The organism is Nocardia brasiliensis, from assembly GCF_042691675.1.
GTDB classification, from domain to species: Bacteria; Actinomycetota; Actinomycetes; order Mycobacteriales; family Mycobacteriaceae; genus Nocardia; species Nocardia brasiliensis_D.
Window position 1 is genome coordinate 5,273,803 of sequence record NZ_CP170507.1, and the last position, 21,287, is coordinate 5,295,089.

Genomic DNA, 21,287 nt, shown 5'->3' on the forward strand with positions numbered 1-21,287 from the left:
GCGTTTGCGCACCCGCGCATCGGTTATGCCCCAGTTATGACGTCCCTATGGTTGAACGACGCCGAAGTCCCGGCACGGCTGCGACTCACCCCCGGATCACGCTTCGACACCGTCGTGGTGGGCGGTGGGCTCACCGGCCTGGTGACCGCCCTGCTGCTCGCCGAGAGCGGCGTCCAGGTGGCGGTGGTCGAGGCCAGGCGCGTCGGCGCGGGCACGACCGGAGCGAGTACCGCGAAGATCAGTCTGCTCCAGGGGACCCGTGCCCAGCAGATCCGGCGACGGCACAGCGTCTCGACATTGCGCGACTACGTCGAGGCGAATCGGGACGGGCAGGAGTGGTTGTTGCGCTTCTGCGCGGAGCGCGGCGTGCCGGTGCAGCGCGTCGCCGCCCTCACCTACGCGCAGTCCGAAGCCGACCTCGGTCAGGTTCGCGCCGAACAGAAGGCGACCCAGGAGGCGGGGTTGCCCACCGAATTCGTGACCGAGCTCGACGTGCCGTTCCCGTCGTACGGCGCGGTGCGGCTGGCCGATCAAGCACAGGTCGATCCCATGGCCGTGCTCGCCGCGCTGGCCGCCGAGGTGGAATCGCACGCCGCGCCGATCTACGAATCCACCCGGGTGCTCGGCGTGCACCGCGGCTCCGACGGTGAGCTCACCGTCCAGACCGAGCACGGTGATCTCGGCGCGGGCACCGTCGTCTTGGCCACCGGGACACCGATTCTCGATCGCGGTGGCTTTTTCGCCCGGCTCACCGCCCAGCGCTCGTACCTGGTCGCCTTCCGGATGAACGAGGCGTTTCCGCACGACATGTACATCAGTGCCGGTCAACCGACCCGGTCGCTGCGCTACGCACCGAGCCAGGACGGCGATCTGTTGCTCGTCGGCGGCAACGGCCACGCGGTCGGGCGGACCAGCGAAGCGCGCAAGAAGGTCGACGACTTGATCAGCTGGACCCGCACCTGGTTCCCGACCGCGGAGCCCTTGCAGGACTGGTCGGCGCAGGACTACCAGCCGGTCGGGCAACTCCCGTACGTCGGCCCCCTCTTGCCAGGGCAGGACAACATCCTGCTCGGCACCGGATACGCGAAGTGGGGCATGACCAACGGGGTCGCCGCCGCGTTGGCGCTTGCCGGTCGGATCACCGGCAAGTCGCCGCGGTGGGCGGGTGCGCTGGCCAGCTGGCGTCCGGGCGAGCTCAAGGCGCTGCCGTCCGCCACCCTCGCGAATGCCGAAGTCGCCCAACAACTCACGACAGGTTGGCTGCGCGTGGCCGCGCACAGTTCCGACGAGGTTCCGGCGGAGGGCTGCGGCACCGTCCAACGGCACGGCTTGCGCCCCACCGCCACCTGCACGGTCGACGGCACCACCACCGAACTGTCCGCCGTCTGCCCGCACCTCTACGGCATCGTCCGCTGGAACGATGCCGAACGCTCCTGGGACTGCCCCCTGCACGGTTCCCGCTTCGCCCCCGACGGCACCCTCCTGGAAGGCCCCGCCACCAAGTCACTGACCCCGCTCAACGTGCCCCGGACGCCGTAGCCCCCGGGTGGGGTCAGCGGGACAGCGGCTCCGCGCGGGTCAGGATCTGGTCGACGGTCTGCTCGACGGTGAGATCGGAAGTGTCGAGCCATAATCCGAGGCGAGGGGTGCTCTCCCGCAACGCCGTGTCCAGGTCCTCGACGGTGAACGAACCGTAGGCGACTTTGCCCCGGCCCGCCTCGCGGGCGGCGACGGCTTGTGGTCGTGGGGCGAGCACGACCACATACAGCGGCTCCGTTTCGATCTGATCGATGGTGTATTGCAATAGTTCGCCGAGCACGGTGTCCTGCAGGATGGTTGTAAACCCGGCCGCCGCATAGGCGTCCGCGGTGTTGGCGGCGAGCCGGTGCCGCAGGCACAGCTGCTCCAGCGCCTCCTGTGACGGTTCCCGACTCATCTCCTCGCGCCCACCTACGACGAACCGGCGGAAGGTATCCCCCCGCACGTGCGCCGACCGCGGTAACCGCTCCGCCAGCGCCTGCGCGACAGTCGATTTCCCTGCGGCCTGAATGCCGGTGATGAGGTAGACCGAAGGAGCCATGCTGATCATGATCCCATCCGACGCAAGCGGGTTTCGGCGCGCGATAGCTCGGCTGGTCAGAGGAGGGTGCCGCCGGAGGCGTCGATGTAGGAGCCGGTGATCCAGCGGGAGTCGGCGGATGCGATGAAGGCTACGACGTCGGCTATGTCGGAGACCTCGCCTACTCGGTTGAAAGCCGACCAGGCGGACATCTCCGCGACGGTGGCGGGGTCGTCGAAGACAGGGTCGCCGTTGTTGGTGACACCTGGGGCGACGGTGTTGATGGTGATGCCGCGGGGAGCGATGTGCAGCGCCAGTTGCAAGGTGATCTGTTCCAGCGCGCCTTTACTCATCGCGTAGCAGATCTGCGACGGCAGCGAGGTTCGTGTCATGCCGGAGGAAATATTGATGATGCGACCACCGGACGGCATCAGGTCCAGTGCGCGCAGGGTGAGGTAGAAGGGCGCCTTCGCGTTCACCGCGATGTGTCGATCGAACATTTCCGGTGTGACGTCCTCGGGCATCGCGCCGGTGAACCCCGCATAGGCCGCGTTGTTGACCAGAATGTCCAGTCTCGGAGTGCCGATGCGGGCGCGCAGTTCCGTCTCCAGCCCCCCGAAGAGCTCCGAGACCGCTTCTGGCGCACCGAGTTCGGCGCGCAACAGGAAGGCCTGGCCGCCCGCCTCCTCGATCTGGCGCACGGTCTGCTTACCCGCCCGCTCATTGCTCGAATAGTGCACCGCGACCAGTGCACCGTCGCGCGCCAGGCGACAGGCGATGCCACGGCCGATGCCGCGACTGGATCCGGTAACCAGAGCTACTTTGCTCTGCAGCTTGTCCATTGCTTCCCCTCAACATCTACTACGTTCTGTAGTAAATCGTAGCGAGTTACGCTCCGGGGACAATCCCGGCATTTGGTGCCAAATGCCACAGCCCGAAGGTGTTGCGAGAAAACAGATCATCTGCCTTGGTCGGTGCGACGCGCCCGCAAGGTCAGATAACTCGGCCGCTCCGGATCCAGCACGACCGTCTGGCCGGTGATCGAACGTTGCCGCCATGGCGAAATGAAGTGACGCGGAAAACTACCGCGGCTCACCGCGACCCGCAATCGGTGGCCGGTTCGCAGCAGCGCTTCGGTCGGGTTGATCTCGATGTCGATGACGAAGGGCTCGCCGGGCAGCACCGGCAGCACGGACTCGGCGGTGAGCGTATGCAAGGCGAACACCAGTTCGCCGGCTACGTATTCACTGCCCTCGGTGTCGATCGCGCGCAGGCTGGAAAGTAGTGCGCCGCGGGTGATCGGTACCGAAGCCCCGCCGGGCTCGACATCGCAGACAGTCACCGACCAAAACGCGTCCGTACCTTCGGCTTCCACACTCAAGCGCAGGTTCATCGGGCCGGAGACGACCGTGTCCTCGGGGAACGGCGCGCTGGTGAAGGTGATCGCCCCGGCCTCGGCGCGCCGGTCATCGGTGCCGAAGCGGCGCCCGAACAGCAGGGCCACGCCCATACTGAGCACGCCGGTGTTGTTGGACGCCATACTGATTCGGCCTGCGGGTAGCGGCAGTCGAGAGGCGACCTCGGTTGCTTCGGTCGACAATCCGGCGTCGGTACCGGCATGCGCTGCCGCACCGGAGGTTTCGGCGTTCAGATAGAAACGTTGCAACGTGGCGGCCGGGTCCGGGAACACCGGATGCCGCAGCCACCGGCCGTCACCCTGCCGACGAACAGTGATCGGACCGTAGCCGTCGATACCGTTGTCGATGTCCTTGACCCACCGATCGAACCAGGCGCATTGCAGTTCATCGATCGCCTGCGGACTGTCCGGTGCCCCGAAACCCGAACCGATGGTGAGGTGGTAGGAGTCGTCGACCAGCACCTGTTTCGCCCCGCCCGACACCGGGATTCGGTCGAACATCCGAAAGTTGGACCGGTTGTAGACGTCGTGCCAGCCACCGTGGATCCAGGTCGGCGCCGTGATCTTCTCGAAGCGGGCCAGCTTGCCCGCCCACATCGGGTTGAGGAAGCCGTCAGGATGCCGCTCGGTGAGCCCGATCTCGATCGCGTGCCGTACCCAGCTGGCCGGGTCGGCGATCCGGTCGCGCAGAAACTGTTCGGTGATCCCGGCCCGGAGCAGGCCGGGCAACGACGGCAGCCATTTGAAACCGTTGACGGCGAGGATCCACAGCAGCATCCCCGGCGTCGGCACGCCGCCGGTCAGGCCGAGTTCGCGGATCGGGTCCTCGCCCGCCTCGATGGCGAAGACGGCGCGCAGCCCCGGCGGCCGCAAACCTGCAGTGATCAGCGCGGAGATCGCCCCGTAGGACACCCCCGTCAGCGCGAATCGGCCGTTGCACCAGGGCTGTTCACGCACCCACGCGATTGCTTCCAGGTAGTCCTGCTGCTCGCGCGGCTGGAAGAAGTCCCAGCTACCGGTCGAGCTGCCGGTGCCACGCACATCGATCATCAGCCCGACGTAGCCGCGGCGCACCGCGGTCCGGTTGATCGCGAACGGTTCCAGGATCCCGCCCGCGGGCGTGTGCAGCACATCGCGCGCGGTGAACCGCTGCCGATCCGAGGAGCCCACCCGCTCCCCTAGCGCGCGCAGCGGGTTATTCCAGCGCATGCCGCGGCGGCTGAAAATTTTGTTGTACGGGGTGAAGTTGATGATGGCGGGCAGCGGTTCGCGCGCGGGCCCGGCTCCGTCGCCGGGTCGAAGAATGTCGGCGGTGAGGACGGCGCCGTCCGACATCGGAATCGGAACCGTGTTGGCACCGAACAACTTCGGATACCGGGTGGGCCCGATATCGAATCGGTGGTTAGGCGGCACCGACACCGCGGTGGGGCTCAGCGGCAGGGCCATGGCAGGGTCCTCTCGACGTCAGCGCACGGCGGTTCTCGTGGCCGGTTGTTCTATGAAACGGCCCATAGCCCAGTTCAGACCGCGCATGGCGAGGTGGTAGGACGGCGGGAAATATCGTTGCGTCGCCATCGCACCGGGACAGACCAGACTCACCCGAATGCCGTGCTGGCGCAGATCGAATCGCAACACCTCGGAAACCCCGCGCAGGCCGAATTTGCCCGCACTGTACGGGGCATGCCATGGCAGCCCGAACAGCCCGGCGGCCGAGGACACATTCACCAGATGACCGCCGCGGCCCGCCGCGATCATCGGCGGCAGGAACTCCTCGATGACGTGAATCGGGCCCATGAGATCGATGTCGATGGTGCGCCGCCACTGCGCGTGGGTCAGCCGGTCGACGGTGCCCCAGGTCGCGATCCCGGCCACGTTCATGACGATGTCGACGCTGTCCACCTCGTCGTGCGCCCTCGCCGCCAGGGCGACCACCTGCTCATAATCGCTGACGTCCGCGGTCGCCGCGAGATGCACCGTCGCGCCCGCCGTGCGGGCCAGCGTCGCGGTCTGCTGTAGTCCTTCCGCATCGATGTCGGTCAGGATCAGCGAGGCGCCTTTGGCCGCGGCCGCGAGGGCGGTGCTGCGGCCGAGGCCGCCGGCCGCCCCGGTGATCAGGCAGCTCTTGCCGCCGAACGTCGTCATAACTCACGACGATAGGCGCAAATGAACACTGATGTCTATAGAACTCGCAAGGCTGTCCCAGACGCAAAGCGGTTGGCGCTCAGGCCGGTTCGGTCACGGACGGTTCGGTCGCGAACACGATGGTGGTCCAGCCGCCGAGATGGATGCGATCGCCGCTGCGCAGTGGGATCGGCACCTTGGCGGGAATGAGGTCGTCGCTGCCATTGATGCTGGTGCCGTTGGTGGAGCCCAGATCCGTGACGGTGAGCCCGTTGTCATCGATATGGATCATCGCGTGCGCTCGGGAGACACCGACATCGGCGGGTGCGATGCCGAGATCGATATCGGGCGTCAGACCCTGCGAGACGCTGCGTTTACCGATCAAAATATCGTTGCCGCGCAAGGTGATTCGTCGCTCGGGATAGAACGTGGGGAACCCGACCTGATCGGCGTCGGGGCCTTTGCGGGCGATCACTCGGTCGTAGAATTCGCGATCCGCGGTAATAGTGGCCACCCAGGTGACGGCGGGCGGTACGGGCGCGGCCTCGCGCGACACCGGGACGGTTACCGCCACCGGACTGGGCCGAGCCGCCGGTGCGGGCAGCGCCGAATCATGCCCGCACACTTCACAGAAGCGCCCGGTGCTGGGCGCACCGCACGACGGGCAGAGCGCGACCGGCCCAGCCACGGTCGCCGCGGCCGCACCGATCGGCGCCCCGCACACATCGCAATAATCGGTCGCGTTCGACTGATGTCCTTCGGGACAGCTGACGCCCACTACCCCTCCTTCCGCACCCTGGCCGTCTTGGTGGAGCGAGCGTCCAGAGCCATCTCGTCGGCGGCCTCGACACTGGCGCGCAGCCGCACTGTCCCCTGGCGCTCATCGACCTCGACGACGCCACGCAACAGTTTCGCCGTGCTCTCGTTGCCCGACTCCGCCGCGAGCTCGACCGCGCGCCGCAGCTTCGCCGTCGCGGTATCGGTGTCGCCACTCTTACGCGCGGCCAGCCCCTCCCGCACCGCCTGTGCCAATTCCACCTGACCGGTGTAATGCGCTACCCGCCTGCTGATTCGGGCCGACAGCTCGGTGTCGGTGGTCCACACCGCCTTCACCAGCCCCTGCCCGAGCACTTCGTCGCCGTTGACCACGCTGACCCGCGCGGCCAACTTCTCCCGGCCGGGTGCGGCCGGTTCCACTTGGACCTGGACGTGGTACTCGCGCTCCTCCGCACCCCACGCGCCGAGCGGGTACTCCCCCACCTGCGCGGCGGTGTCCACCCGCCGGGCGGTGAGATCCTCGATGGTCGGTGCGACCTGTTTGACGAACCGGACCTCGGCCCCTGCCGGGGTCCAAATCCGCAGCGTCAGTTCCGGAATCGCCTTCGCCATCGAGCCCTGCATCATCGCGGCGAAGTCCTCGGCCAGCCGGGCCGGGTCGGCGACGATGTCGACGGTGCCGTGCAGGGCCGAGGCGATGGCGCGCAATTCGTCGACCCGCCAATCGGTTCCGACGCCACGGCAGTCGCAGGTGAACACGCCCTCGGACTGTTCGATCTCCGCGGCCAGCGCCTCGGGTTGCTCGTGCTCGTTCTTGCCGTCGGTGAGCAGAATGGCGTGCACCATCGCCCCGGGATGCTTCTTGGCCAGCTGCCTGGTCAGGCCGAGCCAGGTGCCCATCGCGGTGCCGCCGCCGGGCTTCAGCTTGTCGAGCGCGCGGCGCGCGGCGGCACGGGAGTCCTGATTCGCGGGCAAGGACGGTACATCCGAGGGAAAGGCCAGCTTCGCCATCGAGGTGCCCTCGATGATCGCGAAGTTGGTGCCATCCGCCATCACGTCGAGCGCGCCGAGCGCCGCCTGGCGGGCGCCGGGGAACTTGCGGCCGGTCGCCATCGAGCCCGAGCAGTCGAGGATGAGGATCTCCAGCCGTTCCCGCGGCGCGGCGGCCACCACCAGGTCGGCCGCCGTCTCGACGGTCAGCACGGCGTCGACCGTGCCGACCCCGTCGGCCAGATACTCGTTTTGGTCGACGACTACCGAAATGCCATTGCCTGCAACGGAACTCACTGTACTTCTCCTGGCTTTCCGGACCATGGAACGGGAACGATCGCGACGGTGATGTTGTCGCCGCCGCCGCAGCGCAGGGCGAACTCGACGAGTTCGCGGGCAGCGACCGCGGGGGCGGTCGCGGTGGCGACTTCGGCGAGTGCGGTCGCGTCGGACAAGTAGTTCCAGAGGCCGTCACTGCACAGCAGCAGCACACCGGGCCCGGTGGTGCGCAGCGTCCGAAGGCAGCTGTCGGACCACGGTTTCGCCGGGCTGTCCGCGCCGAGCCAGCGGATCAGCGTGTGCGCCCGCGGGTCGTTCATGGCGGCCTGCTCGTCCATCGCGCCCGCGTCGATCAGGGCTTGGGCCCAGGAGTCGTCTACCGTGAGCCGCTGGGAGGGCGGGTTGCTCGCGTCGTCGGGGGCGTCGGCGTGCAACCAATAGCCTCTGCTGTCACCGACATTGACGACGGTGATCTCGGTGCTCTCCGGGCCCGCCTGCACCACGGCGGATACATAGGTGCACGACGGCGCGTGGCCATCGGACACCGCGACGGCGCGGACCGCCTCGGCCGCTGCCGCGAGTCCGGCCATGGCCGCCTCGGCCGCGGGCCGTCCGTCCAGCAGTGCGGCGCGGCAGGCATCGACGCCCGCCCTGGCCGCCGCGCCCGAGGCCGCCTGGGGATTCTCCGAGGTCGACACCCCGTCTGCGATGGCGATCACGGCGGTCGGGGGCAGCCCGCCGGTACCGTCCAGCACGGCCGCCGCGACGGCGTCCTCGTTGCGCGCGTGCGCGATTCCGCGATCGGTGACCACCGCGACGGCACCGAGGTCGGCATCGAACCGATCCGGTACCCCGCGCAGTTGCCCGCAGTCCGCGCAGTAGCCGTCGGCGTCGTAGCGAAGGCCGCCGCAGCCTTCGCAGGCGGTCGGCGGACCGGGATCGTGGTTCGGCAACGCGATTCGCCTGCCGCCCAGCTCATGACCGCAGTTCTCGCAGAAACGATCCTGCTGGTGCACCTCCTCGGCGCAACCCGGACAGTGCAGGCCGACCGGCGCACTCATAAGGTGGTCCTCGGCCGGACGGTGTTCGCCTGCTCTACCAATGCGAATCGCTCCCACATGTCGTCGGTTTCCCGCGCCAGGTCTCGATAGCAACGCTCCAATCCGGTCCGAACCCCCTCTTGATCCAGGTTCGCGCCGAGCAACGGATCCGATGCTGCCGGAACGTGCCCCGCGCGCAGCCAGTCCAGGGCGGCGCTCAGCACCCGCAAACGCACCTGGGCGGCACGGCGTTTGGCGTCCAGCCGTAGTCGCGCCACCCGCTCGCCCGCGTCGCGCAGGATCGGCTCGGTCAGGTCGGCGGGCGAGCGGCCGTCCAGCATCGTCTCCACCGCGGCGATTCTCGCCTCGGTGAACAGGGCCGAACCCGCGTCGACCTGATCGAGCACGCGCACCGCGTCGTCCCGGTCACCGGCCGCCGCGCGCAGCCTGGCCAGGCCGAAGACCGCGCTGAGGTAGCTGCGATCGGTGCGCCACACCGTCTCGTAATAGCGTGCCGCCCTGCGCTTTTCCTGCGCGGCATCGAAACCTGCGGCATCGGTGGCCGCGGCACCGGCCAGCTCCGCGGTGGCGGCCAGGGCAAGTTTGGGCGCGGCTTCCCCGGGCAGCGCGGCGTACACCGCGTCGAATTCGGCCGCGGCCGCCGGGAAATCACCGGCGAGCAGCCGGGTTTCACCGCGATACCACGCCAGCCGCCAATCCCCCTGCATCGTCGCGGCGACCTCGGCCAACCGTCGTTCGGCGGCCGCGGTGTCACCCACCTCGAGCGCGGCCCGGATGAGTCGCAACGGAATCTCGGTCGACGCGCCCTGCCCGGTGACGACCGAGCGCAGGCCCGCCTCGAAGGCCTGCGCCAATTCCGCCGGGTCGGTGCCGCTGGTGGTGGCAAGCAAGGCGGCCGCGCTGTCGGTCGGATCCACCAGCGGAACCGGCAGGGCGGCAATGACATTCGCCGCACCCACCGGCGTGCCGACGCCGAAGACGCCACGGGGTGGGCCGAAGTAGGTCGACATACCGGGGCGCGGTACGCCGTCATCGACGGACAGGACCTCGCGCAGCACCCCGGTCAGCTGGTCTGCCATCTCCTCCGTCGAGACGAACCGTGCGTCGGGGTCGTCGTCGGTGGCGCGCAACAGGAAACGGTGCAGCGAATCGTAGGTGGCCAGCAACGGTTCGGCGGCCGGACCGGGCAGCTCGCCGAAATACCCGCCCTGCTGCGGCACATTCATCAGCAGCACGGCCAGGGTGCGCCCGACCGTATAGACCTCGGTGGCAATGGTGGGGCCGGTTTCGGCGATCTCCGGCGCCTGATAGCCGATGGTGCCGTAGATGGGACTGTCCTGATCGTCCATGGCGATCACGGCGCCGAGGTCGATCAGCTTCAGCTGCTCATCGGTCTGCATCACGTTGTCGGGCTTGAAATCACAGTAGGCGAGGCCGAGGGAGTGCAGGTAGCCGAGCGCGGGCAGCATCTCCAGCACGTAGGCGATCGCCTGGGCGGGCGGCAGGAATCCGCCGACGGTGTCGCGGTGGCGGCGCAGGATCTGTTTGAGCGAGGTGCCGCCGACGTACTCCATCACGATGTAGCCGACCGCGACCCCGTCCGCGCCCGCGTGCTCGACGAAATTATGGATCTTGACGATGCTCGGATGCTCGACCTCGGCGAGGAAGCGCTTCTCCGCCACCGCGGCCAGCATCGCGTCGGTATCGCCCGCGTTGAGCAGACCCTTCAGCACCACCCAGCGGTCGCTGACATTGCGGTCGGTCGCCAGATAGATCCAGCCGAGCCCGCCGTGTGCCAGGCAACCCGCCACCTCGTACTGGCCCGCGACCAGATCGCCCTTGAACAGCTTGGGAGCGAAGGAGAACCGGGTGCCACAGTTGGCGCAGAATCCCTCGACCCGGCCGGGCTTGCCGTCGCGACCCCGGCCCACCGGCTTCTCGCATTTACCGCAGAACCGTTTGTTCTCCGGCACCTGCGGATCGGTCAGCACGGCCGTCACCGGATCGATGCGCGGAACGCGGGGCACCTCGACCATGCCCGCGCCCAATCGACCGCGGCGGCTCGACCGGGACGAGGATCGGCCGGTGCGCACCGAGCGCGAGCTACCCCGGCTGCCGCGGGCGCTGCCGGACGCCATCGCGGCAGTCTCCGGCGAAGGCGCAGCAGCCGTCGAAGACGCAGCAGCCGTCGAGGGTGCGGGCGCCGTGCCGCACACCTCGCAGTAACCGTCGATAACCGTTCCGCCACAACCGGGTTCGGTGCACTGCTGGGGCACCGACTCGACCGTCGGCGCCTCCGCTGGGGGCACCTCGGCCTGCTGCGTTTCCGACCGCAGCGTCGTAGCCTCCGCCGGGGCGGTCCCACACACCGCGCAGTAACCGTCCTCGATGGTGCCGGTACAGCCGGATTCGGTGCAGGTACTCATGACGCCACCTCGCTCGCTCATGGTCGCCTCCCCGATTTCTCCGCGATGAGTTGCTGATAGTCGGCGACGGCGCGGGTGACCGCCGCCAGATCGCAGGGTGTGCGCGCGAGCAGCCCGGCCGCGATCTGGTGGGCGGCGAGCAGGTCGCGATCCTCGCCGACACCGAGGCGGGCCGCTTTGGCCTGATAGGCGGCCAGCCTGCCACGCAGCTCGCCGCGACGATCGAGCAGGCCCTGGGCCAGATTCTCCGCCGCGGCGGCGGCCGCGCTCGCGGCGTCGATGCGGCGACCCAGTGCCAGCAGAGCCGCTGCCGCACCGGGATCGGCCGCGACGGCATCCAGTTGCGCACGTAGTTGGCCGACATCGTCGGTGGGCACCGGCAGTGCGCCCGACAGGATGGTGGCCTCGACTTTCGCCCTGGCTTGCGCCGCCCGCTCCCGCGTTGCCCGCAACGCGTCCAGCTTCGTGCGCGCGCCCGCGATCGCCGCCGGCCAATTCGCCGCCATCACGCCGAGTTCGGCGAGCACGGCCGCCTCGCGTCGCATGGCGGCGCTGAGTTCGGCGAGGCGTGCGTCGATTTCGGCGGCGGTCAGGGCGAGCGGGTCGATGGCCGAGCGGCTCAGCAGATCGGCGATCCCGGCGCCGATGGCGCGCAGTTCCGGGGTGACCGCCCCGGCCTTGTCCAGATTGTCCTGTAGCGGCGCGAGTCCGGACATCACGCGGGTGTTCACCTGGTCCACCGCGTCGAGGAATTCGGCGATCATCGGGAACGTCGCCCGCATACGATCAAGCGTATCGGCGAGGCCGACGAACAGCACGTGTTCGCGCGGACCGGTGAGCGAACGTTCGGCAAGCGGAATCGGCGTGCGCGACACCTCATAGGGGCGGCCGCGCAGCAGCTCGGTCAGCTCCGCCCGCTGCCCGTCGTCCAGCTTGGCCCGGTTGCCGCGCGCCGCGCGCGCCGCATCCAGGATCGCCCGCATCCGGCCCAGGTCCTCCCACATCAGCGCGAGCGCGTCCCGCACGGGCAGCCAGCGCGCCTCGGTCAGCCCCGACGGCGGAAAGCGGCGGATCAGCGTGAGCCCCGGGTGCTTGTCCAACTCCAGCATGGTGGCGACGATCGCGTCGACTTCGGTTGCGCGCCGGGATAATTCTTGATCGATCTCGACGACGGTGAGCAGCTGCATGGTGGTCCGGCTCATCCCACATACCGGGGCTCGGGCGGGCTCTGTGCCTGCCCGAGGGCGCCGAGCCGCTCGGCGGAGATGCGCTGCCAGGTGCCGTCGGACCGCATCCGCTCCAGCACGCCGTTGACGAAGCGAACCAATTCGTCGCTGCCCTTGGGGAGGCCGACCGCGTAGGCGCCGTCGCCGATGGGGGTGCCGACCACCGCGAGATTGTTGTCCTGCGCGGCCAGGCCGGCCAGGATCGGATCGTCACCGCTGATCGCGTCCACGTGTCCCTGCTGCAGCGCCACCAGGCAGTCGGTCCAATTGGTCACGCCGATGACGGTGGGGCGCCGCGGGATAGCGAACAGTGGGGCAGCAGCGGTGGTACCGCGGGCCACGCACACCCGTTTGCCGGCCAGGTCGGCGCCGGATTCGATGCCGGAGCCGCGCGGAGCCAGAATGCGTTGCGCCGCACGGTAATAGACGGCGGAGAAGTCGACCTCCTTGCGCCGTTCACAGGTCGCCGAGAAGGTCCGCACGATCATGTCGACCTTCTTGTCGCGCAGCGCGGAGATGCGTTCGGCGGCCGTCACCGAGCGCAGTTCGATCTTGTTCGGGTCGCCGAACAGGTCCTTGGCGATCTCGCGGGCGATATCGATGTCGAAGCCGACGAGTTCGCCGGTGCTCGGGTCGCGGAAGCCGAACAGGTAGGTGTTCTGATCCACGCCGACGCGCAGCCGGCCGTTCGCCACGATCTTCGCCATCGCCGAACCGGGTGGCATGGCGCCGGGTCTCGGCAGCGGGCCGGGCCGCAGGGTCGCCTCGTCGTCGCAGGCATCCGCACCCTCGGCGGGCGGCGTGGCGGTGATCTCCGCCGCGCCCGCGGGTTTCGGGTTCATCGCTGCCAGCGTGCTCGGTGCGGGGAGTTCGCCCGACCCGCAGCCCGTCAGCAAGGTCGTCGCCGCCACGAGCGCGGCGAGCAGCAGGCGTGTGTTCACAGGAACTCCTTCAGCCGTGGCCACACCCCGACGACCACGGCGGCCCCGGCGAGTACCAGCAGCACCAGCGTGCCGGACGGGCTGAGGAGCAAGGCCGTACCCGCGGCGTGCAGGCCGTCGCGCAGGTCACGGCGCGCCTCGGCGATGTTGTCGTTCAACGAGCGGTCCAGCGCGGCGAACCGGGCGGCCGAGGAATCGGGCGCCGTGCCGATCGCCTGCGCGACCGCGGCCCGGTAGTTCGCCGCCTGATACGCCTCCACCTGCGCGCGGTGTCCGGCCGTCCATTTGGTGAGCTCTTGCGCGGCAACCGAGTCCGGGCTGACGACGGCGCCGAGGCGGTCGCGCAGTTCGGTGGCGTGTTTGAGGTAGAGCTCCTCACCGGCCGCGATGTCGCCGCGGGTGACGAGTTGCAGCGTTTCTTCGGTGCGCGCCTGTTGCGCCGAGATGCGCGCCTTCGCCAAAGTTTCGAAGCGGTTGCTCGCACCGGACGCACCGGTATCGAGGACATTCGATGCCACGCCCGTCGCGGTGATCAGCCACAGCAGCGCCAGCGCCGCCAGCCCGGCGGCCACCACGACGCCCATGTTGGCCCGGCGGTTGGTGCGCTGCAACAAGATCCACGATCCCACCGCACAGGCGACGAGTACCAGGACGACCAGCACGATGCTCACCATCGGCAGCGCGGCGATGGCTCGCTGGTCGGCACGCACCGCGGCGAACCTGTCCGCGGTCAGCCGTTCGGCGTTGGGCAGCAAGGAAGTCTGCATCACCTCCGATGCCTCCCGCAGATACGACGATCCCACCGGAAAGCCTTGCCGATGATTCGCCCGGGCCACCTCGACGAGCCCGGCATAGACGGGCAGGTCGGCGACGATCCTGGCCACGATCTGCCTGGTCTGCTCGTCGGACACGCCGACCGTCGCCTCCGACAGCGCGGCCGCGGCGTCGGCGAGCGATTGCTGATACTGCCCGCGCACGGCGGGCGCCTCGATGCCGCCGGACAGGAACGCGGTGGCCGCGGTCGCGTCCGCGGCCGAGAGCGCCACGTAGAGCCGCTGCGCGGCGAAGGCGAGCGGCTCGGTGCGTTCGAGCGCGACGTCGCGGCGCGCGCTCTTGCCGCTCATCTGGTTCACACACGCCAACCCGGCGAGCAGGCACAACACCACCGAAACGACGACGACAACAGCGACCACCCCCGGCGTCGTTCCGGCGAAGCGTCGCAACCACAAGGTCCCGTTGCGGATGCGAGTTCCCACACCGTCCTCCTAACATCTCCCCGGCCGGTGTATCCGATCGCGATAGTACGGGAGGAGGATTCGGTGCGCCGACCGATTGCCCAGGTAGTGGGCAATCGGAGTTTCAGACGTGGGCGCGAACCGCCTTGGGAGCGGTGCTGATTCGGGCGACGACCAATGCGGCGACACACAGCGCGGTGATGGTCAGCCAGCCGAGGTGGGCGGGCGGCCGGAAGGCCGCCGCGGCAGTGAGGGCGCCGGGATGGCTGGCGAGGAGCGAGCCGATGACCGCAACCCCGAGCGACTGCCCGATCTGTCGCGACGTGGTCGCCAAGCTGGCCGCGACGCCCGCCTGCGCGGGCGGCAGACCCGCCACCGCCGTCGCGGTGATCGGCGTGTACAGCAGGCCGATGCCCGCGCCGAACAGCGCATAGCCGATGAGTAGCAACAGCTTTCCGCTGCCGTCGAAGGTCACCGTCAGCACCGCCGCCGCGGCGGTCGCCAGCACCGCGCCCGCGGTGAGCGCGCTGCGTGCGCCGCGGTTCGCGACCAGGCGGCCCGACATGGGCCCGAACACGAACATGGCCGCCGCCATCGGCAGCAGGGCCAGCCCGGCCGTCAGCGGGGAGTCGTGCCGAATCTCCTGGAGGTAGAACGTATTCAGGAACAAGAACCCGCCCATCGCGGCGAACGCGAGTATCGCGATCACGAACGCGCCGGTGAACGGCGCCGACCGGAACACCCGCGGGTCGATCAGCGGCTGCGGGTGCCGCGGCGCGTACCGCAGCAGCGCGCCGAGGCACACTGCCGACCCGGCGAAGCAGCCCACCGTCACCGCGGCGAGCCAACCCCGGTGCGGCCCTTCGATAATCGCGAATACCAGCAGTCCGAGCAGACCGATCACCAGCAACTGCCCCACCGGATCGAGCGCCCGCGGCCGATCCGACTTCGACTGCGGAACGACGAAGAAGGTGAGGGCCAAGGCCACCACCGCGATCGGCACATTGATCCAGAACACCGCTTCCCACCCGATCGCGTCGACCAGAAACCCGCCGACCACCGGACCGCCCGCCATGCCGATCCCGATCGACCCGCTCCAGACACCGATTGCCCGGACCCGCCGACCCGGATCGGCGAAGACGGACGAAATGATGGCCATCGCCACTGGAGTGAGCATCGAGCCGCCGACGGCCTGGACGACCCGGAACGCGATGAGCCAGCCGATCGAGGACGCGAGACTACACGCCAGCGAACTAACGGCGAATATTGCCAGGCCGAGCTGGAAGACGGTCCTCCGACCGATCCGGTCGGCCAGCGAACCGGAAAAGGTCAGCAGGCACGCCAAGGTCAACGTGTAGGCGGCAACCACCCACTGCGCTCCCGCTAGCGAACCACCCAGCCCACGACTGATGGCCGGTAGGGCGACGTTGACGGCGGTGGTGTCCACGTTCGCCATCACCACGGCGGCGCAGCAGACGGCCAACACGGTGGCCTGCCGGATCGTCCTCGGCACACTCGGCGCGACAGGAGCGCTGATCGACATTCCAGCATACTTACAGCATCCACCCGTTTCGCACAGGTAGACACGAGCAACGGGCGACCTGCAAGTTCGAACGCGTTCGGTGGCCAACGGTCGTCGGCGCTGCGAGCTAGTGGACGCCTGCCGGTACCGGGTCCACCCGCGGCGCGAGCGACCGGGTTTCGTGCAGCCGGAACTCCTGCGGCGGGCAGCCTTTCCAGCGCCGGAAGGCGCGGATGAACGAGGCCGCCTCCGCGTAGCCGAGGCGGGCGGCGACCTGCTCGGTGGTCATATCGGTGTGCGCGAGCAGTTGTTCCGACAGCAGCTGCCGGACCTCGTCGAGCAAGCCGCGGAACGAGGTGTCTTCCTCGTTGAGCCGGCGCGAGAGGGTGCGCGGGCTCATGAACAATTCGTTGGCGACCGCGATTTGATCAGGGATTTCCCCGGGGTTGCGGACGAGCAGATCGCGGACCGCCCCCGCGACGCCGGACCGCGTGCGGTGCCGGTCCAAAAGGTCACGGCAGAGCTGCGCGCAGCTGCCGCGCGCCCGTTCGCTGGATTTCGGCATCGGCAGGTCGAGAGAGCGACCGCTGAATACCACCACATCGGCGTCCGCGCCGAAAACCGGCTCCACACCATAGATCTCGCGGTGCCGCACGCTGCTCACCGGCGCTGGATGCCGGAATTCGATCCGCTCGACCGGAATTCGGGCCTCGAACAGCTCGCCGCCCATCGAGGTGACACCGGCGAGGATTCGTTCGGCCAGAAATGCGCGCAGTTCGGGCGGACTTTCGCAGTCGACGAATCGCAGACGTAGCGCACCGCGGGTCGCCTCGGCGGTGAGCCGACCGGAAACGCAGGCACGGTCGAGGTAGCGCACCACTACGTCGACCGCGTCGCGCCGGGTGCGGCTGCTGAGCAGGGCCAGACCCCATGGCCCGTACAGCGGAATGTCGGATCGGCTGCCCGCTTCGGCACCGAGGCCGGGCTCGGTACCGAAGCGGGCCAGCAGATTACGCACGACCAGTAGTTCCTGACGTGCCGTGCAGTCGACATCCGCCGGTGCCAACGCGGTGCCCGACAGGCAGTCCGTCGCGGACATTCCGCGTTCCGCCGCCATCGTGATCAGCACGCGAACGCCGGCAGCGCTGCGGCGATAGTCCCGGTCGAACATGTACCCGCATTCCTCATCGAATTCGCCGTACGGACGGCTTGGCGAAATCTATCAATGCGCGGCCCGGGATATGGGCGAAATGACGAACTGATCGGCCGGCGCGCGCAACAAGGCGACGCTCACCGCGAGCAGCCAGAGTATGGTCAGCCCGCCGGTGGTCGCCGTGGTGCCCCAGCCGTTGGCCGCGTAGAAGTTCGCCGGGTCGTTCCCGCAGTACATCGAGGGCACGAAAGCCAGGTGGATCGCGGCCAAGCCGAACGCCGAACGCCGCGTCCACGGTGGCAGCAGGCCGGTGCCCGCGATCGCGAAGGCGAACGCCACCAAGAACAACGCGATCAGCAATTTCGACAGCGAGCCGTAGAGGATGTAGGTGCCGGTGACGGCAATAGTGGGATCGATCGGGTCCGGTGCCGCGATCGCCGCACCGACCTCGAGGCTGGTGGAGATGGCGGCGACCGTGAGCCACATCAATCCAGCGGCCGCACTGATCGACCCTATCCAGACCGCTGTCGGGCCCGCCGCCCGCAACAGGTGCGGGATGCCGATCATGAAGACCACCAGCAGCGTCGTGCCGGTGAGCCCGAACATGCTGCGGGTGAAGATATTCCAGTCCGGCGGTGGGCCGCCGTAGACGAAATAGAGCGGTAGTTCCACGAGCATCAGCAGCGTGGCGGCCAAGCCCGCCGCGCCGGTGGTGCGTCGGATCACGGGGCCGTCCATCGACTCTCGCTTTCGGTGAAATGTCGCCGAGGCGTGGCGACCAAGCCGTTCCTAGTTAGTATATGCCTTATACTATAAGGCGAATGCTAACGTTCCGGCCGTTCGAGCACAAGCACCCGAGGAGGCGGACCGCACCGATGGTCGACGACAATCCCCCCGACGAGTTGATTCGGCTATGGCGCCTGCCCACCGGTTCGCGACTGGGCCGCCCGGCCGGGCTCGATGTCGATCTCGTCGTCCGCACGGCGGTCGAACTGGCGGACCGGGGCGGATTGCCGGGTGCGACACTGCCGAAGATCGCCGAAACGCTCGGCGTCACACCGATGTCGCTCTACCGCCACATCGGTTCCAAGGAGGAGCTACTCGTCCTGATGAGTGACGCGGCTACCGCGCCTCCCCCGGATTTCGCGACGCCAGTCGATGATTGGCGTCCGGCGCTGCGCGAATGGGCCAGCGCGCTCTGGTCGGTGCACCGGCAACGGCCCTGGCTCGCCCAGCTGCCGATCGCGGGACCACCCCGCGGGCCCGGCGCGATCGGCTGGATGGACGCGGGCTTGCGCGCGCTGCGCCCCGCCGGACTCGACGCGGGCATGAAGGTCGGTGTGGTGATGGTGGTCAGCGGGTATGTGCGGCAAGCCGACCTGTTGGCGCAGCAGCTCGAACAAGGCAGGCGCGCAACAGGTCTCGATGAATCCCAGACCAACCGCGCCTACGGTCGGCACATGGCTCGGCTGGTCGATCCGGAACGGTTCCCGGACGCGGCGCAACTCTTCGCTTCCGGCCTGTTCGAGTCGGCACCCCCGCCCGCGGCCGACCCGGGTCAGGACGATTTCGAGTTCGGGCTGGAGATCGTGCTGGACGGGGTGGCCGCGATGATCCGATCAGGAGTCGCGCACGGCGAGGCCGAGGTGGCGGGCGAAGGCAGAGGCTAGGTCCATCAATTGGCCGCTGTCGATCGTCGCGCCCCGTAGCGACTCGAAACCGTCGGTGATGTCGAGGGCGCGGGCGCCGCGGAAGTCGACCTTGGTCAGCTTGACCCGATTCAGCACCAGACTCTCCAGGGTCGACCCGGGGAAGGTCACGTTGGTCAGTGCGGCGTCGCCGAAATCGCAGTCCCGCAGGACACATTCGACGAACGAGACGTCCCGCAGCCGGGCGGTGCGAAAGTTGACCGAATCGAACTTGCAGCCCTCGAACCGCACCCGGCGCAGGCTCGAACCGGCCAGATCCACACCCGACATGGCACCGGCGATCATCTCGCCATCCAGCCACCCGGTGTCGGCGAGTTCGGTACCCACCCAGCGGACATTGCGCAGCCAGACATCGGCGAACCTGGTGTGCCGCATGCTGCCCCGGTTGAACGCGACCGATGTCAAGGCGCACTCGCTGAAGCGGGCGTTCTGCACGTCGACGTCGTCGCGCTCGCCGCCGTCCACGTGCACGCAGTCGTAGTCGCCTTCCGGCTCGAGGTCACCCGCCAAAGCCGCGAGATAACGCGCGTAGGACAGGTCTTCGAGCTCGCTGGGCATGCGGATGATCCTCCCGGTGACGGTTCGTGGTGCGACAGCGATCGAGTATTCCGTGCGGCACCGACAGGTTCATCCCGAGGTCGCACTTCGGGTTACGGGCGCTGATAGTGCAGTGCGACCGTGTTCGTGGCGGGGAGGGTCGTGGCAGCGGCGATGCGCCAGGTCGAGCTGTAGTTGTCCGGCAGCAGTCGCAATCCGCCGCCGAGCGTCGCGGGGACGATGGTCAGGTAGAGGTCGTCGATCAGGTCGGCCTTCAACAGAGCTTGAATGATGCTCGCGCTGTTGAGGACGAGGATGTCGCGGCCTGCTGCGAGAACACGACCTTCTCGACGGTGGCGAGCCAGTTTCCGAGGTCGCGGGTGCGGTGCGAGCTATTCGGATCGGCGGTGCACTCTCAGACATGCGACTTCTCCGTTCGATCGTTGCTGCTTTCCTGGACAGACCGACCGCATAGCTCGAATTCATCGGTGCCACAAGGAATATCGGGCATATCGACACGGAACAACGCTCGCGCCGACAGCGGCGGCACGGATCGAACGCATGTTCCCGGTCATCGGCTCCGAAAGGACCACGGAGCGGGTCGTGCGCGCCGAGGTCTCAGGTAGGTCGGTGGTGCGCCGTGACATGCTGGGCGGCATGCGGATCGACGGAACGGTTGCTCCCGCGTACGAGGCGGTTCGGGCCGCATTTGCCGCGAATTTCGCTGATCGAGGCGAGATCGGAGCTGCCGTGTGCGTGTATCGAGACGGGCAGCCGGTGGTCGATCTGTGGGGTGGACTGGCCGATCCCGACACGGGCAAGCCGTGGGAGCGCGACACCTTGCAGTTGGTCTACTCCGCGACCAAAGGGGTGGTGGCGTCCGCGGCCCATCTGCTGGTCCAGCGCGGGCAACTCGACCTGGCCGCGCCGGTCGCGCGGTACTGGCCCGAGTTCGCGGCCGCGGGTAAGGCCGAGATTCCGGTGCGCTGGTTGTTGACTCATCAGGCGGGTCTCGCCGCGCTCGACAAGCCGGTGCCGCTCGCCGCCGCGCTGGCCTGGACACCGATGGTCGACGCGTTGGCCGCGCAGGCGCCGAACTGGCCACCGGGTACCGACCACGGCTATCACGGCCGCACCTTCGGCTGGCTCGTCGGCGAAGTGATCCGCCGGGTCACCGGACGGAGCGTCGGGCAGTTCGTTGCCGAGGAAATCGCGGGGCCCTACGCCGTCGATTTCTTCATCGGTCTGCCACCTGCCGAACGGCACCGCGTCAGCCGATTGGTCTTCGCGCCGAAACCAGATCTCGAATCGCTGCCGGACGAACTCATCCCCGAGCAGATCCGACCGATGGTTGCCGCGATGCGTGACCCGGAGTCGCTGACCAACCGCGCCTTCCAGATCACCGACCCGCCCGACATCGACTTCAACTCCCCCGCCGTTCAAGCCGCGGAGATTCCCGCGAGCAACGGCATCGGCACCGCCCGCGGCCTGGCCCGCCTTTACGCCTCGCTCATCGGCGAGGTCGACGGCCACCGCCTGCTCACCCCGGAAACCCTCGCCGCCGCCATCCGCGAACAGACCAGCGGCATCGACCGGGTGATCATGCTCCCCGACCGGTACGCCACCGGGTACATGCTCCCCATCGCCGACCTGACCCTCGGCGGCCCCAACTCCTTCGGCCACCCCGGCCGTGGCGGCTCCCTCGCCTACGCCGACCCCACCCGCAACCTCGCCTTCGCCTACGTCACCAACCACATAGTCGAAGGCGCGCTGGATCTACGCGCCCGCAACCTGGTCGACGCCCTCGACGCGGGAGTCGAGTAACCCTGCACCG

Annotated in this window: 19 protein-coding genes; 3 read left to right on the top strand and 16 right to left on the bottom strand. The window is 68.5% G+C overall.

The genetic code is table 11. From position 1 onward, the window contains the following. Positions 1–36 precede the first annotated feature (36 nt). Positions 37–1,539 carry an FAD-dependent oxidoreductase gene (locus ACFK0J_RS24230; RefSeq protein WP_378730981.1) on the top strand — a complete coding sequence of 501 codons (1,503 nt, stop codon included), beginning with the start codon at positions 37–39 and terminating at the stop codon, positions 1,537–1,539. 13 nt (positions 1,540–1,552) lie between these two features. On the opposite strand, the gene ACFK0J_RS24235 is transcribed toward ACFK0J_RS24230, so the two are convergent. From ACFK0J_RS24235 to ACFK0J_RS24300, 14 genes are all read right to left on the bottom strand, one after another. After that, on the bottom strand, positions 1,553–2,080 hold the full coding sequence (locus ACFK0J_RS24235; protein WP_378730983.1) for an AAA family ATPase: 528 nt from the start codon (positions 2,078–2,080) through the stop codon (positions 1,553–1,555). 56 nt (positions 2,081–2,136) lie between these two features. Next, a complete protein-coding gene (locus ACFK0J_RS24240; protein WP_378730984.1) occupies positions 2,137–2,901 on the bottom strand; it encodes an SDR family NAD(P)-dependent oxidoreductase in 765 nt (254 codons plus the stop codon). 116 nt (positions 2,902–3,017) lie between these two features. Continuing rightward, positions 3,018–4,922 carry a CocE/NonD family hydrolase gene (locus ACFK0J_RS24245; RefSeq protein ID WP_378730986.1) on the bottom strand — a complete coding sequence of 635 codons (1,905 nt, stop codon included), beginning with the start codon at positions 4,920–4,922 and terminating at the stop codon, positions 3,018–3,020. 18 nt (positions 4,923–4,940) lie between these two features. After that, a complete protein-coding gene (locus tag ACFK0J_RS24250) occupies positions 4,941–5,618 on the bottom strand; it encodes an SDR family oxidoreductase (protein ID WP_378730988.1) in 678 nt (225 codons plus the stop codon). Between the two features lie 79 nt (positions 5,619–5,697). Continuing rightward, the gene (locus tag ACFK0J_RS24255) at positions 5,698–6,375 is read right to left on the bottom strand and encodes an FHA domain-containing protein (protein ID WP_378730990.1); all 678 of its coding nucleotides are present in this window, start codon (positions 6,373–6,375) and stop codon (positions 5,698–5,700) included. Next, positions 6,375–7,661 carry a VWA domain-containing protein gene (locus tag ACFK0J_RS24260; RefSeq protein ID WP_378730992.1) on the bottom strand — a complete coding sequence of 429 codons (1,287 nt, stop codon included), beginning with the start codon at positions 7,659–7,661 and terminating at the stop codon, positions 6,375–6,377. The genes ACFK0J_RS24255 and ACFK0J_RS24260 overlap by 1 nt, the downstream gene beginning before the upstream one ends. After that, positions 7,658–8,704, bottom strand: coding sequence for a PP2C family protein-serine/threonine phosphatase (locus ACFK0J_RS24265; protein ID WP_378730994.1), 1,047 nt, complete (start codon positions 8,702–8,704; stop codon positions 7,658–7,660). The genes ACFK0J_RS24260 and ACFK0J_RS24265 overlap by 4 nt, the downstream gene beginning before the upstream one ends. Continuing rightward, positions 8,701–11,130 carry a tetratricopeptide repeat protein gene (locus ACFK0J_RS24270; protein WP_378730996.1) on the bottom strand — a complete coding sequence of 810 codons (2,430 nt, stop codon included), beginning with the start codon at positions 11,128–11,130 and terminating at the stop codon, positions 8,701–8,703. The genes ACFK0J_RS24265 and ACFK0J_RS24270 overlap by 4 nt, the downstream gene beginning before the upstream one ends. Positions 11,131–11,147: 17 nt before the next feature. After that, positions 11,148–12,332, bottom strand: a complete 1,185-nt coding sequence (locus ACFK0J_RS24275) for a hypothetical protein (protein WP_378730999.1) — start codon at positions 12,330–12,332, stop codon at positions 11,148–11,150. After that, positions 12,329–13,297: a glutamate ABC transporter substrate-binding protein gene (locus ACFK0J_RS24280; protein WP_378731001.1), complete on the bottom strand. Its 969-nt coding sequence runs from the start codon at positions 13,295–13,297 to the stop codon at positions 12,329–12,331. Before ACFK0J_RS24280 ends, ACFK0J_RS24275 begins: the two co-directional genes overlap by 4 nt. Further along, positions 13,294–14,553, bottom strand: coding sequence for a hypothetical protein (locus ACFK0J_RS24285; protein WP_378731003.1), 1,260 nt, complete (start codon positions 14,551–14,553; stop codon positions 13,294–13,296). Before ACFK0J_RS24285 ends, ACFK0J_RS24280 begins: the two co-directional genes overlap by 4 nt. A gap of 103 nt (positions 14,554–14,656) precedes the next feature. Beyond that, positions 14,657–16,075, bottom strand: coding sequence for an MFS transporter (locus ACFK0J_RS24290; RefSeq protein ID WP_378731006.1), 1,419 nt, complete (start codon positions 16,073–16,075; stop codon positions 14,657–14,659). 106 nt (positions 16,076–16,181) lie between these two features. Further along, positions 16,182–17,225: an AraC family transcriptional regulator gene (locus ACFK0J_RS24295; protein ID WP_378731008.1), complete on the bottom strand. Its 1,044-nt coding sequence runs from the start codon at positions 17,223–17,225 to the stop codon at positions 16,182–16,184. Between the two features lie 51 nt (positions 17,226–17,276). Beyond that, complete coding sequence (locus ACFK0J_RS24300; protein WP_378731010.1) at positions 17,277–17,933, bottom strand: hypothetical protein; 657 nt, start codon at positions 17,931–17,933, stop codon at positions 17,277–17,279. A gap of 95 nt (positions 17,934–18,028) precedes the next feature. Between ACFK0J_RS24300 and ACFK0J_RS24305 the strand changes: the two genes are divergently transcribed. Then, a complete protein-coding gene (locus tag ACFK0J_RS24305) occupies positions 18,029–18,877 on the top strand; it encodes a TetR/AcrR family transcriptional regulator (RefSeq protein WP_378731013.1) in 849 nt (282 codons plus the stop codon). Here the strand turns inward: ACFK0J_RS24305 and ACFK0J_RS24310 are convergent. Beyond that, positions 18,827–19,474, bottom strand: coding sequence for a pentapeptide repeat-containing protein (locus tag ACFK0J_RS24310; RefSeq protein WP_378731015.1), 648 nt, complete (start codon positions 19,472–19,474; stop codon positions 18,827–18,829). The genes ACFK0J_RS24305 and ACFK0J_RS24310 overlap by 51 nt on opposite strands. Before the next feature lie 92 nt (positions 19,475–19,566). Continuing rightward, positions 19,567–19,818: a dihydrofolate reductase family protein gene (locus ACFK0J_RS24315; RefSeq protein ID WP_378742977.1), complete on the bottom strand. Its 252-nt coding sequence runs from the start codon at positions 19,816–19,818 to the stop codon at positions 19,567–19,569. 196 nt (positions 19,819–20,014) lie between these two features. On the opposite strand from ACFK0J_RS24315, the gene ACFK0J_RS24320 reads away from it, so the two are divergent. Beyond that, positions 20,015–21,277, top strand: a complete 1,263-nt coding sequence (locus ACFK0J_RS24320; protein WP_378731017.1) for a serine hydrolase domain-containing protein — start codon at positions 20,015–20,017, stop codon at positions 21,275–21,277. The last annotated feature ends 10 nt before the right edge of the window (positions 21,278–21,287 follow it).

Coding starts and splice junctions, on each gene's coding strand:
- ACFK0J_RS24230 (WP_378730981.1), top strand. CDS start 37: ATGACGTCCCTATGGTTGAACGACGCCGAAGTCCCGGCACGGCTGCGA.
- ACFK0J_RS24235 (WP_378730983.1), bottom strand. CDS start 2,080: ATGGCTCCTTCGGTCTACCTCATCACCGGCATTCAGGCCGCAGGGAAA.
- ACFK0J_RS24240 (WP_378730984.1), bottom strand. CDS start 2,901: ATGGACAAGCTGCAGAGCAAAGTAGCTCTGGTTACCGGATCCAGTCGC.
- ACFK0J_RS24245 (WP_378730986.1), bottom strand. CDS start 4,922: ATGGCCCTGCCGCTGAGCCCCACCGCGGTGTCGGTGCCGCCTAACCAC.
- ACFK0J_RS24250 (WP_378730988.1), bottom strand. CDS start 5,618: ATGACGACGTTCGGCGGCAAGAGCTGCCTGATCACCGGGGCGGCCGGC.
- ACFK0J_RS24265 (WP_378730994.1), bottom strand. CDS start 8,704: ATGAGTGCGCCGGTCGGCCTGCACTGTCCGGGTTGCGCCGAGGAGGTG.
- ACFK0J_RS24270 (WP_378730996.1), bottom strand. CDS start 11,130: ATGAGTACCTGCACCGAATCCGGCTGTACCGGCACCATCGAGGACGGT.
- ACFK0J_RS24275 (WP_378730999.1), bottom strand. CDS start 12,332: ATGAGCCGGACCACCATGCAGCTGCTCACCGTCGTCGAGATCGATCAA.
- ACFK0J_RS24290 (WP_378731006.1), bottom strand. CDS start 16,075: ATGTCGATCAGCGCTCCTGTCGCGCCGAGTGTGCCGAGGACGATCCGG.
- ACFK0J_RS24295 (WP_378731008.1), bottom strand. CDS start 17,225: ATGTTCGACCGGGACTATCGCCGCAGCGCTGCCGGCGTTCGCGTGCTG.
- ACFK0J_RS24305 (WP_378731013.1), top strand. CDS start 18,029: ATGCTAACGTTCCGGCCGTTCGAGCACAAGCACCCGAGGAGGCGGACC.
- ACFK0J_RS24310 (WP_378731015.1), bottom strand. CDS start 19,474: ATGCCCAGCGAGCTCGAAGACCTGTCCTACGCGCGTTATCTCGCGGCT.
- ACFK0J_RS24320 (WP_378731017.1), top strand. CDS start 20,015: ATGTTCCCGGTCATCGGCTCCGAAAGGACCACGGAGCGGGTCGTGCGC.